We start from the raw sequence: 20,507 nt of genomic DNA, 5'->3' as shown, positions 1-20,507 counted from the left end.
ACTCTTTTCCCCGGAGAAATCCAATGGCATCGGTAACGATCAACAACGTGCAGAAGGCTTTCGGAGCCACCAAGATCATTCACGACGTCAGCGTCGACATCGCCGACGGCGAGTTCGTCATCCTGGTCGGCCCGTCGGGATGCGGAAAGTCGACGTTGCTGCGCATGATCGCCGGACTTGAAACGATCTCCGGCGGGAAGATCGCCATTGGCGAACGCATGGTCAACAATCTGCGGGCGCGGGACCGGAACATCGCCATGGTGTTCCAGAACTATGCGCTCTATCCGCATATGACGGTGGCCGACAATATGGGCTTTGCGCTCAAGATCAAGAAAGCCGATCCTGCCGATACCGCTGGCCGCGTCAGGAATGCCGCCAGCATCCTCGGCCTGGAAAAGCTGCTTGAGCGCTATCCGCGTCAGCTCTCCGGCGGCCAGCGCCAGCGCGTTGCCATGGGCCGCGCCATCGTGCGCGACCCGCAGGTCTTCCTGTTCGACGAGCCGCTTTCCAATCTCGACGCCAAGCTGCGCGTCCAGATGCGCGGCGAGATCAAGGCGCTGCACCAGCGACTGGGCACCACCACCATCTACGTCACGCATGACCAGATCGAAGCGATGACCATGGCTGACAAGATCGTCGTGCTGCATGACGGCCTGGTCGAGCAGATCGGCGCGCCGCTCGACCTCTACGATCAGCCGGCCAATCTCTTCGTTGCGGGCTTTATCGGCTCGCCCGCCATGAACTTCATTGCCGGCCGCATCGAGGAAGGCGCGTTCCGCAGCGCCGGCGGGCTGATCCTGCCGCTGCCGGAAGGTGCCCGCCCGGCTGACGCTGCAGGACGCGAACTTGTCTACGGCATCCGCCCCGAACATATCCGCGCAACCGCCCAGGGCATGCCAGGAACGGTCACGCTTCTGGAAGCCACGGGTTCGGAAATCTTCGCCAAGGTCGACTGCGCCGGCGAGGAAATTTCCTGCCTGTTCCGCGAGCGGCTGCCGCTCAGGCAGGGGGCGCAGGTGCGGATCGAGATCGATCGCGCATGCGCCCACCTGTTCGACGCGAAAACCGGCCGGCGTGTGTGATTGGCGCAGGCGCCCGGGTAATCAGCGTCAGCGAACCAACCCATTCGCCAGCAAGAAGCATGTGATCGCTGGTTGCGGACACTGGTCCCAGCAGGAGAAACCTGAGGAGGTCACCCCCCTCATGCTCGACTGGCTGAAGCGGCGGTTCCCCGCGTAGCGATCGAGCGGCTGGCTGGCGACTGTGAGGATTTTGGCCGACATCAAGGGCGGCGTCGTTGCTCCTGGCGAAGATTCGGAGCAGGCTATGATCCCCGTAAAATTACACAACGCGTCTTGCAGGATTGCCGCTCAGTACTGCCGGAACCGGTCTAGCCGAAGACGAACGCTATTAGCAGCTCCGGCTCGATCACCGGCGCCCGCACGGCGCTCAACTGACCACGGTACTGGCGTTCGCCGGCGCCGATGACAAATCCGCTGGTGACAGGAGTGTCGCCGTCGAGGTCGAGGCGCGCAAAAATGTCGGCAACGTTGAGGTCCAGCGCCAGCTTGAGGTCGTGCCGCGCATCGTCGTTTGGTCCGGAAGGCAGTTGGCGCTTCACCAGTTGCTGGAACGGAACATTGAAAGTCAGGATCTTCTTCGATGACGTCAAGGCAAATGCAGGCGAGGGGCAGGCAACCAGTATGGCGTTGATTGTCCTTATTGACGCGAGCTTACTCAACGTCCCGTATTCCTCCGCCTGACCGCGTATGCAGGCTACCCGGATTGCCGATGTCAGGTTGCCGTTCTGTGCCTGAGTTCCGGCTATCTCATCGATCAGCATGCCGATCGTGCACTTCCGGCGCTTAGCCATCCGCTTCAGCGATATCCAAAAAGCCCGCTCCAGGCGGATCCCGCGGCGCATTCCGCCACGCGCCACAACTCGAAATTCCAGTGCAAAATCGTCGTTGGCGAGCGGCAGGAGTAGCGGATCAGGATTGGTGGCGGGAGAGGTGGCGCTAGCGCTCACTCATAGCCTCCTGACGCGCCTTGTTGATCGGCTTAAAAAGGTAACTCAGGATCGTCTTGCGTCCTGTCTTGATGTCGACTGAGCAGATCATGCCCGGGATGATGGGCCTTGCCATCCCGTTCGAGCGTCGATTTGTCTGTCGTGACACGTACCTGGTAAAAGGGCCCACCGGTTTTTTGATCGACCAGGCTGTCGTATCCATTTCTACCCCACCCACGCTTCTGCTCTGTACGTTTTTATATGGCCGAAGCCTTCTCACCGAGCTTTGACAGATTATCCGCCAAATTCTTGGAATATGTGAGGGTTTATTGATTCAGCGCCGGCTTAAAACAGGTAAGTTTCGGGAATGTAGCGAAAATGGCACATAGCGGGCGGCTCGCTACGTTGTGGCAGGACGCCTGCGCCTATGATCAATGTTGCTTGCCGCGACTCACCGGGGCCGTGGCTCAGAAGCGCCTCTATTCGGGAAGAGCGCGCCGTCCATTAAGCCTCGCGCAATCTTTGCAGCCTATTCTGCTTATCGATTGTCGAGGGAACATGACGCGCAAGCCGCTACTGCTCTTTGCCTTTCCAGCGCTCATCCTTCTGATTCTGGCAGGGGAGCGAGCAGCGACGTTCCTGCTGGGAACCTATCCGGCCAGCCCCGTCATGTGGCGGATCTGGCTTGAACTACGCCCTTTGTCGACGATGTTCTGGCAGCAGGTCGACCTCTATCTGGGCGGTTCAATGGTCCTTGATGCCGCCATCGTGACCGCCGCGTCGATCGTCTGCTGGATGGCTTGCCGGACGAGAAAATCGGCCGCGTTCTTCTTCCTTACCAACCACGTCGCTCTGCTTTTCGTCGGGTTGATGATCGCTTCCAGCAGCCATTCTGAGACAGCGAGCACGATTGCGGCATTCACCGCGCCCAGCGGCCATCCATTCTCGCTGATCCTCGATTTCACATGGCAGAACAGCCTGGTGCTGCTTCTGGGCACTGCAGCCTGCGCCTACTGTCATGTTGCGTTTCTTGTCGAAGCGCGACAGCGTTCCCAAGCGCTCGCCATACGGCGTTGTGCTCTGCAGCGGGATCTCTAGCTCGGGGCACAGCCATCGCGCTCCCGATCGGCATTGCCAACAAGGCGACGGCAGCTCGGAATCCAGCTGAGCGCACAACCGATCTCTCGATGTCTGTCGCTTCTAATTGATTTTCTTGTAATGGACTTTGCCGTCAGGCTGCACTATGCGCTGGTAGGACGAGTTTGGGGCAGGGGGCAGCGCCGCCGCGATCCTCTTTTTGGGCGGGCGCGGCGCTTCGACGATACTGGGTTGGGTCGCTTCTTCGAGATCGGTGGCTGCATCCGCCATGGTGCTGGTCGTGACCACGGAAGGCTCCGCGATGCTCGACATGTCGTCGTCACTGGCCAGGGGCAGCTCCTGTTCAAGCCGGGCAATACTGCCTTTGACTTCGTTGAAGCTGCCCTGCAGTTGACCGTCCAGTTTTTCAAACCGGCTTTGAAAGCCGTTGTTGACCGTCTCAAGCCGGGCTGCGATCCGTTGCTCGAACGATCCGAGTTGTTCCAGCCGCCGTTCGACAAAGCGCAGATCGTTGATGCCGCGGTAGAAATAGACCGCGGCCGTTATGTTCACCGCCGTGATCAGCAAGGCGCCGACGGCGACAACGCCGATCATCTTTGCATTGCTTGGTTTCCCCACGACAGTTTGCCCTCCAGTGTGGGTTGCCGGCCCAATGTCGATCGCTGGCATATCCGGGTCGCTGATCATCGTCATTGGACCACCACCCTTGCGCCGACCGAGACGCGCTTGAAAAGATCGATCACATCGGTGTTGGTTAGACGGAAACATCCCGATGTTCCGTCGAAGCCGATGCCCTTGGGATCGTTGGTGCCGTGGATGCGGTAGAGCGTGTCGCGCCCGTCCCGCAGCAGATAGAGTGCCCTGGCACCGAGCGGATTGTAGGGACCGGCGGGCACCATTTCCGGCAGCTCCGGCTGGCGGGCGCGCATTTCCTTAGGCGGGCGCCATTCCGGCCATTCCGTTTTCGCTCCGACCTTGACGATGCCGGTCCAGCCAAAGCCGTCGCGCCCGACACTGATCTGGTAGCGCAGCGCCTCGCCCTGCCGGGTCACCAGATAGAGTGCCTTCTCGTCCTTGCGGATGATGATCGTGCCGGGCCGTTCCACGGTTTGGAGAGCAACAGCCTTGCGCAGGCTGGGGCCCATTGCCGGCAGCGGCGGCCGGTCCGACAGCGCGGATCGGGCATGGGCGAATTCCCAGGCCGGCATCCCCAACGCCAGGCCCATGATGCAGGCACCGGCAAGCCTCGGGACGATGCGGTATCTACCGGGCTGCATCATCGAGCCGCTCTTTGAACATCCGCTTCAGGTCCTTGTTGAAACGCGCCCGCCCAGCCACTTCGGAAGGCAGGATGGCTCGGTTCAGCGCGTCGGTCAGCAGCGCATTGTCCATGCTGACCGACTTGATGTGCGGCGCCTTGAAGATCTTCTCGAGTTCGCGGCGCGAAAAGTGGTTGCCGAACCATTTGCGCTTATGCTTGTTGGCGACCAGCGTGATGCTCGCCGCATTGCCGCGCAGCTCGCGGATCTTCGTGTAGAGCCGCTTGCCTTGCCGCAGTGAGGCGACGTTGAGCTCGAAGACGATGAAGATCTCGTCGCTCGTCGAAAGCACGGAATTCTGCCAGGGGGTTTCGATATTCGGCAGGTCGATGACGATGTCGTCGAACCGGTAGGCAACGAGGTCCAGCAGCCGGAACACGAAATTGGCGCCCTGCGGCTCAAACGGCAGTTGTGGCCTCTCGAATGAATAGAGGGTCAGGCCGGACGGACGCGAAAGCCTGATGACGTCCATCAGTTCGACATCGAGCCTTTCCGGCTGGCCGATGATGCCGGCCAGGTCGAACTGGTTGAACAGGTTGAGGTAGGCGCCGCAATTGGCGCTCTGGAAATCGAGGTCGACGAGGCAGGTCAAAGCCGCGCGTTCGGTGGATTTCGACGCCAGGAATTCCGCAGCCGACAAAGCGAGCGTGGTGGCGCCGGCGCCGCCGCTGGCGCTGATGAAAGTGATGATGCGGCTCTTGGTGCCCTGGTTGCCGGTGTCGTGGAAAGTGACCGCGTTCAGCAGCTCCTTGGCGTCGAGCGGCTTGTGCAACCAGTCCGAGGCGTTCATGCGGACCAGGATGCGCGTCTGCTCGGAAGTCAATTCGTCGGAGACCGCGATCAGCGGCACGGATGCCCACAAGGCGCGGGCCGCGACGATGCCGGGCATGCCGAGCAGTTCGCCATTGGCCAGGTCGAGGATGACGATGCCCGGCCGCGTCTCGGGGGGCGGACCATTGAGGAAGTCAACCGTCTCGGAAATCCGGACGTCGTAGATGGCCAGCGCGTCCAGCCGCGTCGCCACCTCGCGCTTGAACTGCGGATCCGACGAAAACAGCGCCACCTGCTTTCGTTTGGTCGGGAGGACCTTGGTGTTGAGGGCGTTCATGGGGATGTACTCCTCAGGTCTTCGCCCGTGACCGTGCTGAGCATCGAGGGCATGGTGAGGTTTCCGTATCCGAGCAGGCCGCCGAGGAAGAAGAACTGGAAGGTCAGGTTCTGAAGCCTGACGGTGATTGTCGGCACCGGCCCGCCCAGCCGGGTCTGATAGCCCAAGCCGGTGGCGGAATAGGTAATGACGACATTGTCGCGCCGCAGGCCTGAAAAGAAATGGCACATACCCGGCCGCTGGTCTGTCGCCAGCGGGACACAGGCGTCGTCATTGGTGACTGCCGTATCGCCGCGGAAGATACGGCTGAAATTGGCGGCATTGAATGTGCCGCCATTGCTGCAAACGCCCGTGCCGGCGGTATATGTGCAGGCGAAGGGTCCATAAGCGGCAGCAACCACCGGGGCGCCAGGTGTCGTCGTCGGTGCGGCTGTAGCTAGCGCGGTGGCAACCGGATCGGAAATCGAGGCCAGACGTGCGCCGAGCTGCACGGCCTTGTTGGCTGCATTCCACTGATAAAGGGCGTAACCGAAATCGACGAAGCCGAGAACAAGGGCAAACAGCAGTGTCGATACGATGGCCATTTCCACCGTCGTCGCGCCGCCTTCCGATTTTGCGAAACCCCTGATCATGATCAGAACCGGATCAACCGCTCCTCGTGAGAGCTATTTAGCGTCATGGGGCCAATGCGGACCAGAGACAGCATTCCGATGCCACTATAGGCCAACGTCCCCGCCGCCCTGACGATGCAGACCTGTGCGGTGGTAGCGCGATATTGGGTGACACCTGCGACCACGGCGTCATGGCACGAGCCTGAAGCGGCAATGGTCACCGTCACATTCGCCTTCTGCCAGCCGACGATGCGCGCACTCCCTGTCCCCGCAGCATTGCCGAACACGGCGATGTTTGTGGCGATATCGGCGCAATCGATCGCCGCCAGCCCGGCCTTGGTATACAACTGGCTGTTGCAGCGCGCGGCAAAGCGTGCCGCGTCAGACAGGCCAGCCTCCATCAGCAGCTTCTGGTGGATCAGATTGCCGAACTCGAACACGCCCGCCGACAGGATCAGCATCAGCGGCGCGATCAGCGCCATTTCGACGAGAGCCGTGCCGCGCTGCTCGCGTCGAAATCTGTGGAGACGATGGTACAGGGCTGCGATCATCGCCATCACCGGTAGAGCTGGGCTTCGTCGCGAAGGAAATTGTCAAGCGTGCCCTGGCCTGCACCGCCGGTTACGTCGACCAGTTCGACCATCACCGACGCGTCCTCTGATGCTGACGGCACGGGTTCAGTGAGGAAGAAACTGCCGAAGGCTTCGACCGGCAGATTGGTGCTATGGCCGGACAGGCCGTTGCCAGCAGCTTCGAGTGCAATGCAGTTCAGGATCGCGCCATAAAGCAACCGACGATCAACTGTCGTGACAGGCGGTTGGCAAGCTGCGGCCGGCGTTCCGATCTCTCCACCGGTCGACGCGGTCGCCACCAACCCGTTCGATATCTCGTATCGATAGACCTCATAGCGCGTTGGCTTGGTCGTGTCCCATGCGGTTGGATAGGCAGCGGAACCGAAATTAGTGCTCCAATAGCCGGAGAAGTTCCAATTTCCGTCGCCCATCCTGCCGCCCAGATACGGCGTTGTCGCATCGCGCGGAAGGCCCATCGTTCCAGCTTCGGTGAATGAAAGTTGGTTCATGGAAGGGCATTGATTGGCGCTGCCTGTAGTCCGTATCGCGCCTTTTCGGACATTGGCGGCCGGACCGTATTCGGGGCTGTCGAAGTGGTTGCCGTTAGCTCCAATCCCGAAACGAACGTTGAAGGCGTCTTGCACCGGGCCGGCATTCTGACCGGTCTTCGTCGTTACGTTCGCGGAATTGTAGCAGCCGATCGGCGTCGACGTTGCGATGGTCTGCGCTAGCGCCTGCGCCCCGTTGCCGACACCTTCCGGCGGCTCGAGGAAGCCGAAGTTGCCCGGACCGGCCGCAGCGCCATTTCCGACCTTCCTCAGTTCGATCAGCCGGCGACGGACAGCCGGATTGGAAACGGCCTGCTCAAGCGTATAACCCCCGGCATTGTTTGTCCCGTTCACCATCTCATAGGGATTGCACATAAAGACAGGCGTAAAATCGCAGACGCCGGAGGTGAAGCCCGCTACCGCGACCGCCCCGACATTGAAGCTGTCGCTGGCGCCGGATGTCACAAATGAGGCGGGAAAGATCGCGGCAAAGCCTTGGGGAGCTACTGTCACCTGGATGAACCGTGTTTCCGCCTGTCCAACAGCCAGGTTGGCATCTGCAAGATAGTTGGCCTGATTGGCGGTTGTGATCTTGGTTCCGTCGTTGGCAGGGATCGCTTTGAGGAAGCACCAGGAAATGTGCCCAGCACTGTTGCAGCGCTGCGTGCCTCCCGGCTGACCGGAGGTGAGAGTGAACCTGCCTGCCGTGGAGAAGTTGCTTTCATTGTCTACGAGCGTCGCCATGGCGCGTTCGGCCCGCGCCCAGGAACCGCTGCTTCCGTCCAGTTCCGCTGCCGCCGCGAGTGCAAACGCGTCAGCGCCCTTCTGAAGATCGTTGTGGAGGTTGTTGACCCGGCTCATGTCGATCGCCAGCAGGGAAAAGCCGATGATCGCCGGCAGCGTCACACTGACGAGAATCAGCGCTATTCCCCTCTGATCGTGCCAGAACGCGCGAACAATCCGCAGCATGGCCTTACTCTTAGCTCCCCTGACGCCAGTCGCTTTGCCTGACGCCGAACCCGCATCCTTCTATTCAACCCCGGTGTTGCCGACATTGACCGTAATGGCTGGCGGCGGCGGTGGTGGCGGTGGAATTCTGTAGCTCTCAGCGACAGCGGCGGCGCGCACGCCGTCGCCTTTGATCGTCGTGTTCTTGGAGGCCGGATTGAGCGGGTCGACCGTCTGCAGAAGCGAGTTGTATTTCTGCGTGTCGCCTGCGGCCAAGGTCATCGTTTCGTAGCGATTCAGATAGTCGGCGCAGCCCGTCAGCAAGCCGGCGCACAAGAGGATGAGCAAGATCCTATTTCTTGACATAGAGCATCTTGTCCTTGGATTTGAGGTCGAGCATGTGGCCGTAGGGGCCAACGACACCTTCGCCCAGTTCATATTTGCGAACCATGTCCTTGGTCACTTCCAGTTGACCGAGCAGGAAAAGCTCGGGGTCGTTGGCGGGCCGTGTCTTGTCGAACGGCGTCGCCAGTTGTTCGCCTGGTTTCACCGGCCGCACGATATGCGGCGTCACGATCACGACCAGTTCGGTCTCTTCCTTCTGGTTGCTCGAATTCCGGAACAGCGTCCCGACGATCGGCACCTGGCCGAGCCACGGCACCTGCCTCTGTAGCTTGGTGTTCTTGCTCGACAGAAGCCCGCCGACCGCGAAGCTCTGGCCGTCGCGCAATTCGACGACGGTCGACAGCTTGCGATTGGTGAAGATCGGGTCGCCGGCGCTGGTGAAACCGGTGAGGTCGCTGACTTCCGGCGCCAGCCTGATATTGATCTTGTCGTCGGCAAGAACGATCGGCGTGAACAGCAGATTGACGCCGAATTGCTTGAACTCGACCTGGACCTCGCCATCACCGTCGACGCTACGGATAGGAACTTCGCCGCCGGCATTGAAGCTGGCCGGCTCGCCGGACAGCGTGGTGAGGTTGGGCTCGGCCAGCATGCGCACAACACCCTTGGCCTCTAGCGCCTCTATGATCAAATCGACCTTGATGTTGCTGTCGATGACGCGAGTGATCAGCGCCGCGAATGGATTGCTGTTCGAAAGAAGGCCCGTAATCAGACCTCCAGGTCCAAGAACCAAATTGTCCTCATCCACGGTGGCAATACCGGTTCCGGTGCGGGTCGTGCCGCTGCCGTTGGTGCTCCTGATTGAGACGCCAAGATCGCGGCCGGCATTGCGCTTGGCCTCCAGCACCCGCACTTCGAGGTTTACCTGCTGGCTGTTGTCGACGGTCACTGCATTTATGATCGCGTCAGGCCCGTATTGCTGGGCAACCTGCAGGATCGCCGCCAGTGTGGCGCCGTCCTTGACATGGCCGCCGAGCCTCACCTTGCCATTGACCGAACCGATATCGATGCGCGCCGTGGGAGCGACCTGCCGGATTGCTTGCGCCATGTCGCTCACGTCGACGCCGACCTCGATCTGGATCACGCCAAGCGAGCGCTTGTCCTCGGAAAAGAGGTTGACGGTGGTGGTGCCGGCACTCTTGCCAATGACATAGAGCGTCCTGTCGGTCATTGGCTGGGCGTCGGCGATCTTCTCGTCGCCGACGACGATGTCGCCGAGAGTGGCGTTCACCTGGATCGTCACCGACTGCGACATGGGCAGGAAAATGCGGTGGACGCTGGGGTTCGATACATCGATCCTGCGGTCGGCTGCATGAGCAGCAAGATCGATCGGCAATAGCATCACGGAACAGGCCAGCGCGGCAGCCGCCAGTGGTCCCCGGAACATTCGCATCTAGACTACCCCCCTACCGACTCGTTCGGTAATGCCCTAGCGTAATTTCTGTCGCGGCACGTCGTAGGATTCGAGCTTCACACCCCTGAAAACGCCTATCGTCGCACGCGCCGGCGGCTCCGGCTGCACAAATTTGATCACTTCCTTAACTACTTCTTGCACCTGGGGTGCTGAGGCCACTGCCGGAGCAGGTTTTGCGCTGCTCAACAGGTCGAGCCTGCTTCCCACACGTTCCACGGCCTGGGTCAGCCCATTGATCTTGTCGTTCGCGCGCTTGCGTTCGGCCGCGGCCTCAGCTTCGGCTATTGCCTGCTTGGCGAGCTCGGCCTCCCTGGCGGCGACGTCGGCCGGCGTGTCGCCAGTCAGGTCGGAAAGCGTGATGCGTTCGGTCGTCTCGCCCTCGCTGGCGGCTGCCTGGCGAAGCGCCAGCGACAGCTGGCCGGCACCGGCGGCCAAGGTAAGCTTCTGTGCATCCCTGGTGCTGGCCTCGAGCGTGACCGATTTCACCACCGTCGGGCTGTCGGTGCTTTCGTCGGCAACCTGATCGACGGCGAGCACCTTCATGCTCTGCAGCAGCACGTCGACAAAGCTCTTATCCGCGCCGCCTTCGCCACGCGCCGTTCGCGTTAAAAGTACGTCGACACGATCGCCGGGAAAGACAAATCCGGCGACGCCGAGCACGTCGTTGACCCTGATAGAGACGGCTTTCATGCCTTCGCCGAGCACGGCGGAGAGCGTGGCACGCTGGCCGGGACCGGTGATCTTGGTGGCGAGAACAGGCTCGTTGGCGCTGATCGCCTGCAGCGCCTGCTTGGTGCCTTCGCCAGCCAGCGCCTCTTTCGTCGTCTTGAAAGCTCCGGCCGGAATGGCACCTGCAGGCCAGGCGATTTCACGCAGCTTGTCGGCCGACAGTGTGTCGCCGAATTTCAGCGCCACCGCTGCCACCACAACCGTATCGCGCTGGATTCCGTTTGCTTCCGCCATGGCACTACGCTGGCTGGCGAGCCAGACATTGGCGAGCACCACCGCCAGGACGCCGAACACGCCCGCAAGAACGATCATGATAAGTGTGTTAGCGCGCATAACCCAAGCCCCAAGCCCAAAGCCTAAGTGCGGGAATTCGCCCGCCGCGATTGGATTCAGGCCCGGATCGGATGGGACCCGGGCCTGAGCGTGATCTGGCGATCAGGTTCCGACGCCCGTTCCCACGTTGCAGGTGCCGAGTGGCGATGCTTCCAGCGCGGCGCATAGGCCGGTAAAGCGACCGGTCACCCAACCGCCGATCGCCAGGATAGCAAGTATCGCTGCTGCGGCGATGATGCCGACAAGGATGGAATATTCGACCATGGCAGCGCCGTTTTCGTCGTCGCGGAACTGCCGGGTCATCGTCATGAGCTTCTTCATGCCAATCTCTCCCCTTTGGAGTTTGAACCCGACGAGACGAGCCAAGGATGAAATCCATACCTGAGCATCCCCCGTCATCTCGAATCTAAGTCCCGGCGAAAACCGGAGTCAAACGGGATTAACGGATCCTTAACTATCATGTACATGGCCGCGCTATGATATTGCCACTCTAACACTAATCAAAACATTGATTTGTCTGAATTTTTCATCCTCCTTAACCATTCGTTCACAATTTGGCCGTGGATATGGCGGAAGCGGGGCAGCATTAGTGATGGTGCATATTCCTTTATATCTAAGGCCTTAGGTGAGTTCCAGGACGCCTTTGTGGCAAAAAAGGCACTTTGCATTGAAAGGCGAGCCCCCGTGTTGCATTAGGACAGCGTCGCTGACCAAATAAACGTCGCGTTTTCTGATGCTTGATCTTAACTATGTCCGAAGTATTAATTTGCATGGTGCGCGGCTGGCGCTTGTGCCGTCCGTGGTTAACGCTTAGTTTCAGCGCGGGGATTAAACGGGGAAGAAGCGTCATGTTGGGCCGATTCACCAAGGGGCCAGGCGAACCGCGGGTCGAGCCAAGGGTTGAGCCGATCGTGACGTTGCCGGTCGCGGCGCTTCCCCCGGCAGCCGACATCGAAGCGTCAGGTGACGATTTCCTGACGCTCAAGGTCGAGCTCCACCGCCATCTGATCGACCGGTTCAATCTTGCCGCGCTTGAAACGGCATCGAAGGATGAGATCCTGAACGAAATCCGGCCAATCGTTCGCGAGTTCGTTCGTGCTCGCGCTGTACCGCTGAACGCGCGGGAGCTCGACAGGCTGACCAGTGAGACAGCCGACGAGATGCTGGGCCTTGGGCCGATCGAGCCGCTGCTCAAGGACGACTCGATCACCGACATATTGATCAATACCCACAAGCGCGTCTTCATCGAGCGGCGCGGCGTGATCGAGGAGACGGCGATCCGCTTCCGCGACGAGGCGCACCTTCTGCGCGTCATCAACAAGATCGTCTCGGCCATCGGCAGGCGCGTCGATGAATCGGCGCCGATGGCGGATGCGCGCCTGGAAGACGGCTCGCGCGTCAACATCGCGGTGCGGCCGGTCTCGGTGGATGGCCCACTGGTGTCGATCCGCAAATTCTCCAAGAATCCCTATTCGCTCGAGCGCCTGATGGCGCTCAACTCCATTCGCCAGCCGATGATCGACCTCCTGCGGATCGCGGTGCAGTCGCGTAAGTCGATCCTGGTTTCGGGCGGCACCGGCAGCGGCAAGACGACATTGCTCAATGCGCTGTCTAGCTACATCCCGGCCAAGGAGCGCCTGATCACCATCGAGGATGCCGCGGAACTGCAATTGCAGCAGCCGCATGTCGGCCGCCTGGAGACGCGCCCCCCGAATGTCGAGGGCAAAGGCGAGGTTCGTCAGCGCGAACTGCTGAAGAACGCGCTGCGCATGCGCCCCGACCGCATCATCGTCGGCGAGGTTCGCGGCGAGGAAGCCTTCGACATGCTGCAGGCGATGAACACCGGCCACGAAGGCTCGATGACCACCATCCATGCCAACACGCCACGCGACGCGATCTCCCGCCTCGAGCAGATGGTCGGCATGGCCGGCATGCCGATGACCCACGAATCCATCCGAGCGCAGATCGCGTCGGCCATCGACATCATCGTGCAGACGCAGCGTCTTTCGGACGGTGGAAGGCGCGTCGTTTCAATCTCCGAACTGACCGGCATGGAGGGCAATGTCGTCCAGCTTCAGGAAATTTACCATTTTGTCCGCCGGGAGGTGACGCCGGAGGGCAAAATCATTGGCGATTTCCGCGCTACCGGCGTCCGTCCACGCTTTGCCCCGGAGGCGGCGACCCTGGGCCATCATTTTGCCAAGGATGCCTTCAATCCGCAGGTTGCGCTCTGATGCCCACCGGCCAGACTTTGCTCTACTTCATTTATGTGCTCGCGGCCGCCTCGACGATTCTTGCTGGCGAGGCCCTGTATTTTTCCTTTGTCAAGCGCCGCTCGCGAGTCAGGACGATTAACCGCCGGATGAAGCGTCTGGTTGATGACGTTCCGGCCGAACTGACCTTGCAAGGATTGCTGCGCGAACGCGGGCTGACGGATTCGGGCGACTTTCTCTTTGGCCTGATCGGGCTGAACAGGCTCTATACCCAGTCCGGTATCACCGGAAATCCGCTGTCTTTCGCTGCGACCTTCCTGCTCGCTGGCCTGGCATTGGCGTCGCTGTTGTCGATCTTTTTGGGTTTTTCGACCTTCGTATCCCTCATCGTTTTTCTGGTGGTCGGATTTGTGCTGCCGCTTCTTGTTCTGCGGCGCGCCCGCAACAAGCGAATCCAGAAATTCGCGAAACAGCTCCCGGATGCGCTGGACATGATCGTTCGTTCACTGCGCGCCGGACATCCGGCCTCGGTGGCGATTGGTCTCGTCGCCCGCGAAATGCCTGATCCGCTCGGAACTGAATTCGGCATCGTTTCCGACGAAATCACCTTTGGACTCAGTATTGAACAAGCCGTGCGCAAGCTTTCACAACGCGTAGGCTTCGAAGGTCTTCATCTGCTTTCGGTGTCGCTGTCAATTCAAGCCAAGACCGGCGGCAACCTCACCGAGATTCTACACAATTTGGCGTCAGTTTTGCGCGAGAGGCAGAAATTGCGAATGAAAATCAGGGCGCTTTCGTCCGAGGGCCGAGTGTCGGCATGGATCATCTCACTGTTCCCGGTCGCGATGTTCCTGATCCTTCAGATACTTGCCCCAGCCTACTACGGAACGGTCTGGAACAATCCGGTCATCCTGCCGGTGTTCCTGATTTTCGGGTCGTGGGCGCTGTTGGGCGATTTCATTATGTATCGAATGGTCAATTTCGATTTCTGAACAGGGGCGAAGCGTAACTTGTTTTCGAACGTCCAGAACCTGAGTTTGTTGGTTTCCATTGCCGTCTTCGTGGCGGCGGTGGCACTTTTTCTGTTCGGCGCGCTCGTCTTCTTGCCGGCGCTGCAGACGCGCAAGCTGGTCGCAAAAAGCCTGATGGCTGAAGGTATTGCCGATCGCCGTTCGCTCGTTGGACAGGAGCAGCTGGCCAAGATCGCAGCGCAGCGGCCAGTGGATGCATATTTTCGATCGATCGAAAAGGAGCGGGACGAGCCCAGCGCCTTGGACGCGAAGCTCTTTCGCGCCGGCTTTTACCAGTCGAGCGCTCCACTCATTTACACCTTGTCGCGGCTTGGCGCGGTCTGTGTCGGCTTTCTGGCTGCCTATGCGCTGCTGTCACGCGTCCTGCCGCCTGAATTGCCCGCTTTCGTAGCTTTTGCCGGCTCTGCTTTGTTTGGGCTCGCCTGCATCGTGGTTCCAAGCGTCCTGCTCGATCGCTTCGAGAAGGCACAAAAGCGGATCTATCGTCGTGGCTTTCCCGATTTCATGGACATGATGATAACCTGCGCCGACGCAGGAATGAGCCTCGAGGCGGCCGTCGAGCGTGTCAGCGGTGAACTAGCCGGCACCCACAGGTGGCTCGGCATCCAGCTTTCGATCATGACTTTGCAGTTGCGCGCCGGCAAGCCATTGCGCGAGGCCTTGCGCGAACTCGCCGACCGCATTGGTCTTGACGAGGCGCGGGCGCTCGCTGTGCTTTTCAGGCAGTCGGAAGAACTTGGCACTAGTCTCACGGAAGCCTTGCGCGTCTACAGCGACGAAATGCGCAGCCAGAGAATCCTGAGTGCCGAAGAGCGCGCCAATGCTTTGCCGGTCAAGATGATGATCCCATTGGGGCTCTGCATCTTCCCGGTCGTCTTGATGGTCATCATGTTACCGGTGATCATCCGAATGAGGGGCATTTTCTTCTAGACGATCATGTGCTTTGGTCGAAATACAGAGTCGGAGAACTCTTTTGGGGGACGAAATGATAGGGCCAAAGCGCCTCGCAGCCCTAGCCGGTTTGCTGCTTATCGTGCTTTCCGGCTGTCAGACGGCTGATACCAGCGGCGTCGTCCGCACCAACGAGCCCTCAAAAGGTGACGTAACGGCATTTGGCGATGCCTTCGACGGGCTGAAGACGGTCAGCGACGTCGAGTACTATGCCTCGGACCAGGCCGTTGCCGAAGCCAAGAACCAGTTCCGCGCGGAAAATTACGGCAATGCCGGCGCCTTGTTCTACAAGGCGACACAACTGGCGCCCAATGATGGTGGTGCCTGGATGGGCCTGGCCGCCTGCAGCGATCGCATCCGCCGCTTCGACCTCTCCGACCACGCCTACGCCCGAGCCTTCCGGCTGGTCGGCGGGACGCCCGAATATTACAACAATGTCGGCTATTCCTATCTGCTGCGCGGCAAGCTGCAGGACGCACGCAGCAATTTCCTCAAGGCTTATGAGCTGGCGCCCAACGATCCGACCGTGGCCAACAATCTGCAGCTGCTGTCGTCGAGCGTGAAGAATCTCGAGCGGTAAGGCGACAGCATGTTGCTCGCCGCATCGCTGCTGCTGAAGGGACTAGCCATTCCTTTGCTGGCAAGGATCGCCTGGCTCGACTTCACCACCCAAAAGATATCCAACCAGAACGTGCTGCTGCTGCTTTGCCTGGGTTTGGGCTCGCTGCAGCTCCTATCGGTGCAGTCCGGGTCGTGGTGGGACATGGGCCTGAGCGCGCTTGCCGGTCTTTTGCTGTTTGTTGCGCTCTTTCCGTTCTGGGCCATGCGCAAGATCGGGGCCGGCGATGTCAAGCTGATGGCGGTGGTGCCGTTGCTGATAGGCGGCAGCGGCCTCGTCGTATTTTCAGTGCTGCTGCTGGTTTTCGCTCTCGCCACGGCGATGGTCGTCAAAAATCCGCTCATGCTGCCGCAAGGCGCTTTCCGCCTCTACGTTCAGCACCTGGACCGCAAAGGCGTCGTGCCGTTTGGCGTGCCGATCTCGCTCGCAGCGATCTGCACGATAGCGTTTCAGATTTATACCAACATGATGGTTCTAGCCGGGCTATCGGTTTGACGGAGGCGGCTTTGGACCCTTGCGGGGGGCAGGCGATGAAGGTGAAGAACTAGGCGCTTACGCGCGAGCCAGGAGGAGGGTTGCATGAAGCAGCTCGAACTTCTGGATTAAAACCCGCCCTGTCTGGTGATCGCCTTCCCGATGGCGAAGCGTGTCGGCAAAGTCCGACGTGTTGCCGAGGTGCTTTCGGTCAAGCGCGGCGCCGCTGCGACGAACTACTGGAAGCAGGTGGTTGCGACCTTGGGCGGACAGGCGCAACGTGCCGGGTTCAATCGGGATACCATCAACCGCGAACCGCGAGCGCTTCATGACGCTGTTCAGCGCGAGCTTTACTTGCGAAGTGGGCACGGGCAGCGGCCAGGAGGTAACGCCGCATGACCCCGACCTATCGCGGCGTCGACGGGCGGGACGGTTCAACCCGTGCGAAAACCGTCAGCGCTGGTTGGATCGATCTTCATCAACCGCGATCTGGCCTCGGCCACGCGACGTTGCGCAGCCCGTATCCTGCTGCACAACGCAATATTGATGCCGACACCGCAGTCTTCATCCAGCATTTCATTCGCACGCCTAAGAGAGAGCTCCGCTCGGCTGAGCCGCTGTCGGGCTCTCGCCAATTCCAAATCCAGAAATTCCATTATCCTGCATCCATTGCTGTCCCTTCGATTGGTAAACCATTTGTCGTCGCCGTTGGTTCCGGCTGTTCGCGAACGTGCAGCCTAGGCGTCGATTTGGTTGGCACAGTCTGGAACGCCAGCGGTGGCGCTGCTGGCCGGAAGCGCGGGAAACAATGAGCCGTATCCCTGCCAACAGAGAGATCGTCCGCTGCTGCTGCTCACTCGACCTGCTCAATCTCCGGACCCGGTTCAGTCGGCGGAGCTGGCCTGCAATCTTGTCCGGTGCATTCCTGCACAGGGTTATCCGCCGGCGGGAGACAGTTTTGCCCCTCGCAATGAACTGGCGGCTGCTCTGTTGCTGCTTCGCTGTTCGGCGGAGCCGGCTGATCCTCAGCTCGAACGGGCGGCATTCCAAGGCCGATCATGGCCGTGCACAGGAGCGCAATCCGAAGCAACTTCATTTCCGCCTCCGCGGCTGACAACGAAATGCAGGCTACACTTTCGAACTGCGGCCTACATCCTGTCACCCGCGAACGGCGTTAACAGCGCGTTTCGTTGCTGGTCAGAAGGTCGCGAGGAATGAGAGCGAGCGTTGTTCGTCTTCCTGCCAAACAGCGCTAGAAACAGGCGAGCGTCTTCGACCGCTCCATATACCCGGCACCGAGGCCCTCATGGTCAAGCAGTGCGCTGGAGGCGTTCAAAGACTATCGATTGTCAGAGGACACGTTGCGACGCTTGGTGAAGCAATTCAATTCCACCTCGCCAATCAGACGGCGCACCGCTTCGCATCATCGCTCCAGGACCAGCCATGGCGCTTGAGGGTGATCATTGTGCGCTGAACTGCATCCAGGCAGGATGTAGAACGCCGCAGAGAAGGCGCCAGTGCGGTGCTCAGCATCGCACATCTGAGGCGGAGCGCTACATAGGGGCGGCGAGGATGGCGGAGCGGCGCTCGGCGCTCACGCCGTAGCTCATTACCTGACGTTCGTCCGACCGAGAGTGTCGTCCCGCCTCCTGCGGCCTGTTAGACCTGCCAGACCCAGTAGGCCGATAAGGCCCAACCAACCCCAGTCGAAGTCGTCGCGAGCATCATCGGCTGCGGCAGGCGGTGTAGGTGTTGGCGTCTCTTGCGAAAGGGCAGGTGCTGCTGTTGCAGTTAAGCTGGTAGCCAGCATAAGGGCTAATAGAGATTTGGTGAGCATCGCAGTCTCCCGTTGTTCGAGGTGTGGTCTAACAGGCGGAAACGACCTTTGTTCCCGCGAGTGCTCAAACGGTGACCTGCGCAACCAAAATCAGGCGCGATCATCGGGCGCTGAGATCAGGGCGATCCGCACGGTTAATCCCGCCCGATCAGGACGCTTCCTGCACTTCCGCGACTTGTGGCGTCACGGGTGCAGAATTAATGACGTAGGTGTTCGAGGTCAGGTCGCTAGTAGATCGGATGATGATGCCGTCGTCTCTAAATCGGGCAAACGTCGCCCTTGCGATACGCATTGGCTTGCCTTTGGTATCTGCGGCGGTGACTTTGTTCGACCAGGGAAGGTGAGTGATGGTGTCAACGCGCTTGAGAAAGCGCTTTTCCTTCTCGGTCAGCTCGATCACGCCCGTTCCTCCATATCATTGGCAGCGTTTGGTTGGCCCGGTAACGCCGATGATGCGACTCCGTTCCGAGGACGCACTCGCGTAACCGGGTTGGAAGCGAGCGGGTCCGCCGGACTGGCTATCCGCCGAAGCACCCCCCGCCGAGGGCGAAGAAATTAACATTGCCGCCAGCCCGATCTGCAGCGTGTCGTGGTTGCCGTCGACTCTTCAGGCACCAAGGGGCAAAGCGATGATGGTGACGAGATTGGCATCATCGTGGCTGGCAAGGGTATCGACGGTCGCGCTTACGTTCTTGCTGACCGGACATGCATGCTATCTCCTGACGGTTGGGGGCGCCGAGCTGTCGATGCATATCATGGCCGCTGGTCGCAGACGCCGGACAAGGTGAAGGCCGACAGGATCGTGGCAGAGCGCAATTTCGGCGGCGCCATGGTCGAGCACGTCATCAAAACCATCGAGCCGACCGCTCCTTGCAAGGAAGTGACAGCCAGCCGCGGCAAGAAAGGCCGCATCTCGCACCAGCGAAAGAAACATCGGCTCGGCGTGCGATTTTACGACGCCGCCCGTGAGCCGACGCCTCGCTGGTGACACGATGGGCGACTACGAATGATCACCCGACTGACCAATTTCCCGCCTATAAAAGCAGAACTCGACGTCTTAAGGGTCGCGGAAGTTCGCAAGAGCAGATTGCGGACGTTCGATACCTGCCATTGGCCATTGCGCGCTGTTCGAATCCCGCGGTTGTTCAGAGCGATTGCTAATCCACGCAGGCTGATTATGCCAGAGTGCTGAATGGGCGCGATGATGGCAGCACGGTCTGGGCAAATCTGTCAGCCTCCCGGATCGAGATCTTTCGACCTCTCGCTGCAGCTTCCGCTGTATTGGTCGGATTACCGAGCTTCATTCCAGTGGTCTTGCAAGGGGCGAGGGCGGCCTTGGTCGGTTCCAAGCATCCGCGCCCTTTCCGGTTTCGATCTCGGTGAACTCCTGGAGGATGATCATTCCCTCGGCCTCGGCAAAGCGGGCGACTGCGGAACGCTGGGCTTAATGCCCAAGCCCGAGCGTTTTTGCCGCTGTGTGGAAACTCGACAATACGCGATTGCGGTCGGCATGTTGCTGTTCCCAAGTGGTGTGCAAACTGCAACCCACCGTTTGCAGTTTGCTCAATCGACGACGAAAGCCAAGTTCTTTCAAAGTGATAGGCGGAAACCGCAAATTGCAGCGTGCGTCCTGCACAATATTAGATCATCGTTCGCGGAACTTTTGCGAGGCCGAGCCCTTCTCCATCTGAACGAGGAGGAACCAATGGCAAATCTGGGAAAATTAGCGATCGCGATGCTTGGGGTTCTAGCTTACCAGAACCGCGACAAGATCGGAGACATGATCCGTCGCGCACGAGAGCGCGATCCGAACAATCCGCAAGGTGGAATCGTCGATCAACTGTCCAAAGGTATGTCGGGCACTGCTCTCGGCGACATCCTCGAACGATTTAGAAATGTGGGCTCGGGATCGAAGGTAGACTCTTGGGTGAGCACTGGGCCGAACCAGCCAATCGAGCCACGCGAGGTGGAGATGGCCATAGACGAGGATACGCTCACGTCTCTTTCTATGCAGACCGGTCTTTCGCGAGAGGAGCTCATTGCCAGGATCACGCGAGATCTGCCTGATGCCATCGATCAGATGACCCCGAATGGGGAAATACCCCCAGTTGAGCCGACGCACGGCTCGGATGAAACGACCCTGCTCGATGAGGTGCCCCCGAATACGACCCAGACTAAAGGTAGCTGATCAATGATCCAGCCGGCGCGTGCCTGTGCCTGCATGCGCGCAGAGGGCGGCGCGTGCTGCCGCGGGCCAATGCCGACAAGTCTTGCAGCGTGCTGATCACA

General features: G+C 60.1%; 25 protein-coding genes and 1 pseudogene. 11 read left to right on the top strand and 15 right to left on the bottom strand.

The features are described 5' to 3' along the window. Positions 1-23 precede the first annotated feature (23 nt). On the top strand, positions 24-1,082 hold the full coding sequence (locus ACWUKX_RS09895) for an ABC transporter ATP-binding protein (RefSeq protein ID WP_456006202.1): 1,059 nt from the start codon (positions 24-26) through the stop codon (positions 1,080-1,082). A 308-nt stretch (positions 1,083-1,390) separates the two neighbouring features. On the opposite strand, the gene ACWUKX_RS09890 is transcribed toward ACWUKX_RS09895, so the two are convergent. Continuing rightward, positions 1,391-2,029 (bottom strand): ribbon-helix-helix domain-containing protein, encoded by a 639-nt coding sequence (locus tag ACWUKX_RS09890; RefSeq protein WP_456006199.1) that lies wholly within the window; start codon positions 2,027-2,029, stop codon positions 1,391-1,393. Next, positions 2,019-2,223: pseudogene (locus ACWUKX_RS09885) on the bottom strand (HlyD family type I secretion periplasmic adaptor subunit); the annotation flags it as partial. The gene ACWUKX_RS09890 and the pseudogene ACWUKX_RS09885, both read right to left, overlap by 11 nt. Positions 2,224-2,566: 343 nt before the next feature. Between ACWUKX_RS09885 and ACWUKX_RS09880 the strand changes: the two are divergent. Next, positions 2,567-3,106 (top strand): hypothetical protein, encoded by a 540-nt coding sequence (locus ACWUKX_RS09880; RefSeq protein ID WP_456006197.1) that lies wholly within the window; start codon positions 2,567-2,569, stop codon positions 3,104-3,106. A gap of 102 nt (positions 3,107-3,208) precedes the next feature. Here the strand turns inward: ACWUKX_RS09880 and ACWUKX_RS09875 are convergent, their stop codons facing one another. The 10 genes from ACWUKX_RS09875 to ACWUKX_RS09830 all read right to left on the bottom strand — a co-directional run bounded on the left by ACWUKX_RS09875 (position 3,209) and on the right by ACWUKX_RS09830 (position 11,414). Continuing rightward, the gene (locus ACWUKX_RS09875; protein ID WP_456006195.1) at positions 3,209-3,799 is read right to left on the bottom strand and encodes a hypothetical protein; all 591 of its coding nucleotides are present in this window, start codon (positions 3,797-3,799) and stop codon (positions 3,209-3,211) included. Then, on the bottom strand, positions 3,796-4,386 hold the full coding sequence (locus tag ACWUKX_RS09870; protein ID WP_456006192.1) for a L,D-transpeptidase: 591 nt from the start codon (positions 4,384-4,386) through the stop codon (positions 3,796-3,798). Before ACWUKX_RS09870 ends, ACWUKX_RS09875 begins: the two co-directional genes overlap by 4 nt. Next, positions 4,370-5,533: an AAA family ATPase gene (locus ACWUKX_RS09865; RefSeq protein ID WP_456006190.1), complete on the bottom strand. Its 1,164-nt coding sequence runs from the start codon at positions 5,531-5,533 to the stop codon at positions 4,370-4,372. Before ACWUKX_RS09865 ends, ACWUKX_RS09870 begins: the two co-directional genes overlap by 17 nt. Beyond that, a complete protein-coding gene (locus tag ACWUKX_RS09860; RefSeq protein ID WP_456006187.1) occupies positions 5,530-6,165 on the bottom strand; it encodes a TadE/TadG family type IV pilus assembly protein in 636 nt (211 codons plus the stop codon). Before ACWUKX_RS09860 ends, ACWUKX_RS09865 begins: the two co-directional genes overlap by 4 nt. 2 nt (positions 6,166-6,167) lie before the next feature. Beyond that, positions 6,168-6,695 carry a TadE/TadG family type IV pilus assembly protein gene (locus tag ACWUKX_RS09855; protein ID WP_456006184.1) on the bottom strand — a complete coding sequence of 176 codons (528 nt, stop codon included), beginning with the start codon at positions 6,693-6,695 and terminating at the stop codon, positions 6,168-6,170. Positions 6,696-6,700: 5 nt separating this feature from the next. After that, entirely contained in the window at positions 6,701-8,233 is a 1,533-nt protein-coding gene (locus ACWUKX_RS09850; protein WP_456006181.1) for a TadE/TadG family type IV pilus assembly protein, read from the bottom strand. Between the two features lie 60 nt (positions 8,234-8,293). Next, on the bottom strand, positions 8,294-8,560 hold the full coding sequence (locus ACWUKX_RS09845; protein WP_246684033.1) for a hypothetical protein: 267 nt from the start codon (positions 8,558-8,560) through the stop codon (positions 8,294-8,296). Positions 8,561-8,564: 4 nt separating this feature from the next. Further along, positions 8,565-10,010: a type II and III secretion system protein family protein gene (locus tag ACWUKX_RS09840; protein ID WP_456006178.1), complete on the bottom strand. Its 1,446-nt coding sequence runs from the start codon at positions 10,008-10,010 to the stop codon at positions 8,565-8,567. Between the two features lie 36 nt (positions 10,011-10,046). Further along, positions 10,047-11,093, bottom strand: a complete 1,047-nt coding sequence (gene cpaB / locus ACWUKX_RS09835) for a Flp pilus assembly protein CpaB (RefSeq protein WP_456006175.1) — start codon at positions 11,091-11,093, stop codon at positions 10,047-10,049. A 102-nt stretch (positions 11,094-11,195) separates the two neighbouring features. Next, positions 11,196-11,414: a Flp family type IVb pilin gene (locus tag ACWUKX_RS09830; RefSeq protein WP_029348654.1), complete on the bottom strand. Its 219-nt coding sequence runs from the start codon at positions 11,412-11,414 to the stop codon at positions 11,196-11,198. 527 nt (positions 11,415-11,941) lie between these two features. Here ACWUKX_RS09830 and ACWUKX_RS09825 point away from each other — a divergent pair. The 7 genes from ACWUKX_RS09825 to ACWUKX_RS09795 all read left to right on the top strand — a co-directional run bounded on the left by ACWUKX_RS09825 (position 11,942) and on the right by ACWUKX_RS09795 (position 17,193). Further along, complete coding sequence (locus tag ACWUKX_RS09825) at positions 11,942-13,327, top strand: CpaF family protein (RefSeq protein ID WP_456006172.1); 1,386 nt, start codon at positions 11,942-11,944, stop codon at positions 13,325-13,327. Further along, positions 13,327-14,298, top strand: a complete 972-nt coding sequence (locus tag ACWUKX_RS09820; protein WP_456006169.1) for a type II secretion system F family protein — start codon at positions 13,327-13,329, stop codon at positions 14,296-14,298. Before ACWUKX_RS09825 ends, ACWUKX_RS09820 begins: the two co-directional genes overlap by 1 nt. An 18-nt stretch (positions 14,299-14,316) precedes the next feature. Beyond that, positions 14,317-15,267 carry a type II secretion system F family protein gene (locus ACWUKX_RS09815; protein ID WP_456006166.1) on the top strand — a complete coding sequence of 317 codons (951 nt, stop codon included), beginning with the start codon at positions 14,317-14,319 and terminating at the stop codon, positions 15,265-15,267. Between the two features lie 55 nt (positions 15,268-15,322). Then, entirely contained in the window at positions 15,323-15,868 is a 546-nt protein-coding gene (locus ACWUKX_RS09810; protein ID WP_456006163.1) for a tetratricopeptide repeat protein, read from the top strand. Positions 15,869-15,877: 9 nt separating this feature from the next. Then, entirely contained in the window at positions 15,878-16,402 is a 525-nt protein-coding gene (locus tag ACWUKX_RS09805; RefSeq protein WP_456006161.1) for a prepilin peptidase, read from the top strand. Between the two features lie 141 nt (positions 16,403-16,543). Then, positions 16,544-16,780, top strand: coding sequence for a DUF6074 family protein (locus ACWUKX_RS09800; RefSeq protein ID WP_456006158.1), 237 nt, complete (start codon positions 16,544-16,546; stop codon positions 16,778-16,780). After that, positions 16,777-17,193 (top strand): hypothetical protein, encoded by a 417-nt coding sequence (locus tag ACWUKX_RS09795; protein ID WP_456006155.1) that lies wholly within the window; start codon positions 16,777-16,779, stop codon positions 17,191-17,193. Before ACWUKX_RS09800 ends, ACWUKX_RS09795 begins: the two co-directional genes overlap by 4 nt. A gap of 797 nt (positions 17,194-17,990) precedes the next feature. Here ACWUKX_RS09795 and ACWUKX_RS09790 read toward each other — a convergent pair. Both ACWUKX_RS09790 and ACWUKX_RS09785 read right to left on the bottom strand, forming a co-directional pair. After that, positions 17,991-18,218, bottom strand: coding sequence for a WGxxGxxG family protein (locus ACWUKX_RS09790; protein ID WP_084646827.1), 228 nt, complete (start codon positions 18,216-18,218; stop codon positions 17,991-17,993). A gap of 148 nt (positions 18,219-18,366) precedes the next feature. Continuing rightward, entirely contained in the window at positions 18,367-18,618 is a 252-nt protein-coding gene (locus tag ACWUKX_RS09785; RefSeq protein WP_456006153.1) for a hypothetical protein, read from the bottom strand. Positions 18,619-18,807: 189 nt separating this feature from the next. Here ACWUKX_RS09785 and ACWUKX_RS09780 point away from each other — a divergent pair, with 189 nt between their 5' ends. Next, a complete protein-coding gene (locus ACWUKX_RS09780; protein WP_456006151.1) occupies positions 18,808-19,206 on the top strand; it encodes a hypothetical protein in 399 nt (132 codons plus the stop codon). Here the strand turns inward: ACWUKX_RS09780 and ACWUKX_RS09775 are convergent. Then, positions 19,170-19,352: a hypothetical protein gene (locus tag ACWUKX_RS09775; protein WP_456006427.1), complete on the bottom strand. Its 183-nt coding sequence runs from the start codon at positions 19,350-19,352 to the stop codon at positions 19,170-19,172. The genes ACWUKX_RS09780 and ACWUKX_RS09775 overlap by 37 nt on opposite strands. A 58-nt stretch (positions 19,353-19,410) precedes the next feature. Between ACWUKX_RS09775 and ACWUKX_RS09770 the strand changes: the two genes are divergently transcribed. Continuing rightward, complete coding sequence (locus tag ACWUKX_RS09770; protein WP_456006148.1) at positions 19,411-20,406, top strand: YidB family protein; 996 nt, start codon at positions 19,411-19,413, stop codon at positions 20,404-20,406. The last annotated feature ends 101 nt before the right edge of the window (positions 20,407-20,507 follow it).

The organism is Mesorhizobium sp. f-mel (genome assembly GCF_053850215.1).
This window is presented reverse-complemented; position numbering and strand designations above follow the sequence as displayed.

Bases quoted from the DNA above. Each gene is read 5' to 3' on its own strand.
- ACWUKX_RS09895 (WP_456006202.1), top strand. From the start codon at position 24: ATGGCATCGGTAACGATCAACAACGTGCAGAAGGCTTTCGGAGCCACC.
- ACWUKX_RS09880 (WP_456006197.1), top strand. From the start codon at position 2,567: ATGACGCGCAAGCCGCTACTGCTCTTTGCCTTTCCAGCGCTCATCCTT.
- ACWUKX_RS09875 (WP_456006195.1), bottom strand. From the start codon at position 3,799: ATGACGATGATCAGCGACCCGGATATGCCAGCGATCGACATTGGGCCG.
- ACWUKX_RS09870 (WP_456006192.1), bottom strand. From the start codon at position 4,386: ATGATGCAGCCCGGTAGATACCGCATCGTCCCGAGGCTTGCCGGTGCC.
- ACWUKX_RS09865 (WP_456006190.1), bottom strand. From the start codon at position 5,533: ATGAACGCCCTCAACACCAAGGTCCTCCCGACCAAACGAAAGCAGGTG.
- ACWUKX_RS09860 (WP_456006187.1), bottom strand. From the start codon at position 6,165: ATGATCAGGGGTTTCGCAAAATCGGAAGGCGGCGCGACGACGGTGGAA.
- ACWUKX_RS09855 (WP_456006184.1), bottom strand. From the start codon at position 6,695: ATGATCGCAGCCCTGTACCATCGTCTCCACAGATTTCGACGCGAGCAG.
- ACWUKX_RS09850 (WP_456006181.1), bottom strand. From the start codon at position 8,233: ATGCTGCGGATTGTTCGCGCGTTCTGGCACGATCAGAGGGGAATAGCG.
- ACWUKX_RS09840 (WP_456006178.1), bottom strand. From the start codon at position 10,010: ATGCGAATGTTCCGGGGACCACTGGCGGCTGCCGCGCTGGCCTGTTCC.
- cpaB (WP_456006175.1), bottom strand. From the start codon at position 11,093: ATGCGCGCTAACACACTTATCATGATCGTTCTTGCGGGCGTGTTCGGC.
- ACWUKX_RS09830 (WP_029348654.1), bottom strand. From the start codon at position 11,414: ATGAAGAAGCTCATGACGATGACCCGGCAGTTCCGCGACGACGAAAAC.
- ACWUKX_RS09825 (WP_456006172.1), top strand. From the start codon at position 11,942: ATGTTGGGCCGATTCACCAAGGGGCCAGGCGAACCGCGGGTCGAGCCA.
- ACWUKX_RS09820 (WP_456006169.1), top strand. From the start codon at position 13,327: ATGCCCACCGGCCAGACTTTGCTCTACTTCATTTATGTGCTCGCGGCC.
- ACWUKX_RS09810 (WP_456006163.1), top strand. From the start codon at position 15,323: ATGATAGGGCCAAAGCGCCTCGCAGCCCTAGCCGGTTTGCTGCTTATC.
- ACWUKX_RS09805 (WP_456006161.1), top strand. From the start codon at position 15,878: ATGTTGCTCGCCGCATCGCTGCTGCTGAAGGGACTAGCCATTCCTTTG.
- ACWUKX_RS09800 (WP_456006158.1), top strand. From the start codon at position 16,544: ATGGCGAAGCGTGTCGGCAAAGTCCGACGTGTTGCCGAGGTGCTTTCG.
- ACWUKX_RS09795 (WP_456006155.1), top strand. From the start codon at position 16,777: ATGACCCCGACCTATCGCGGCGTCGACGGGCGGGACGGTTCAACCCGT.
- ACWUKX_RS09790 (WP_084646827.1), bottom strand. From the start codon at position 18,218: ATGCTCACCAAATCTCTATTAGCCCTTATGCTGGCTACCAGCTTAACT.
- ACWUKX_RS09770 (WP_456006148.1), top strand. From the start codon at position 19,411: ATGGGCGCGATGATGGCAGCACGGTCTGGGCAAATCTGTCAGCCTCCC.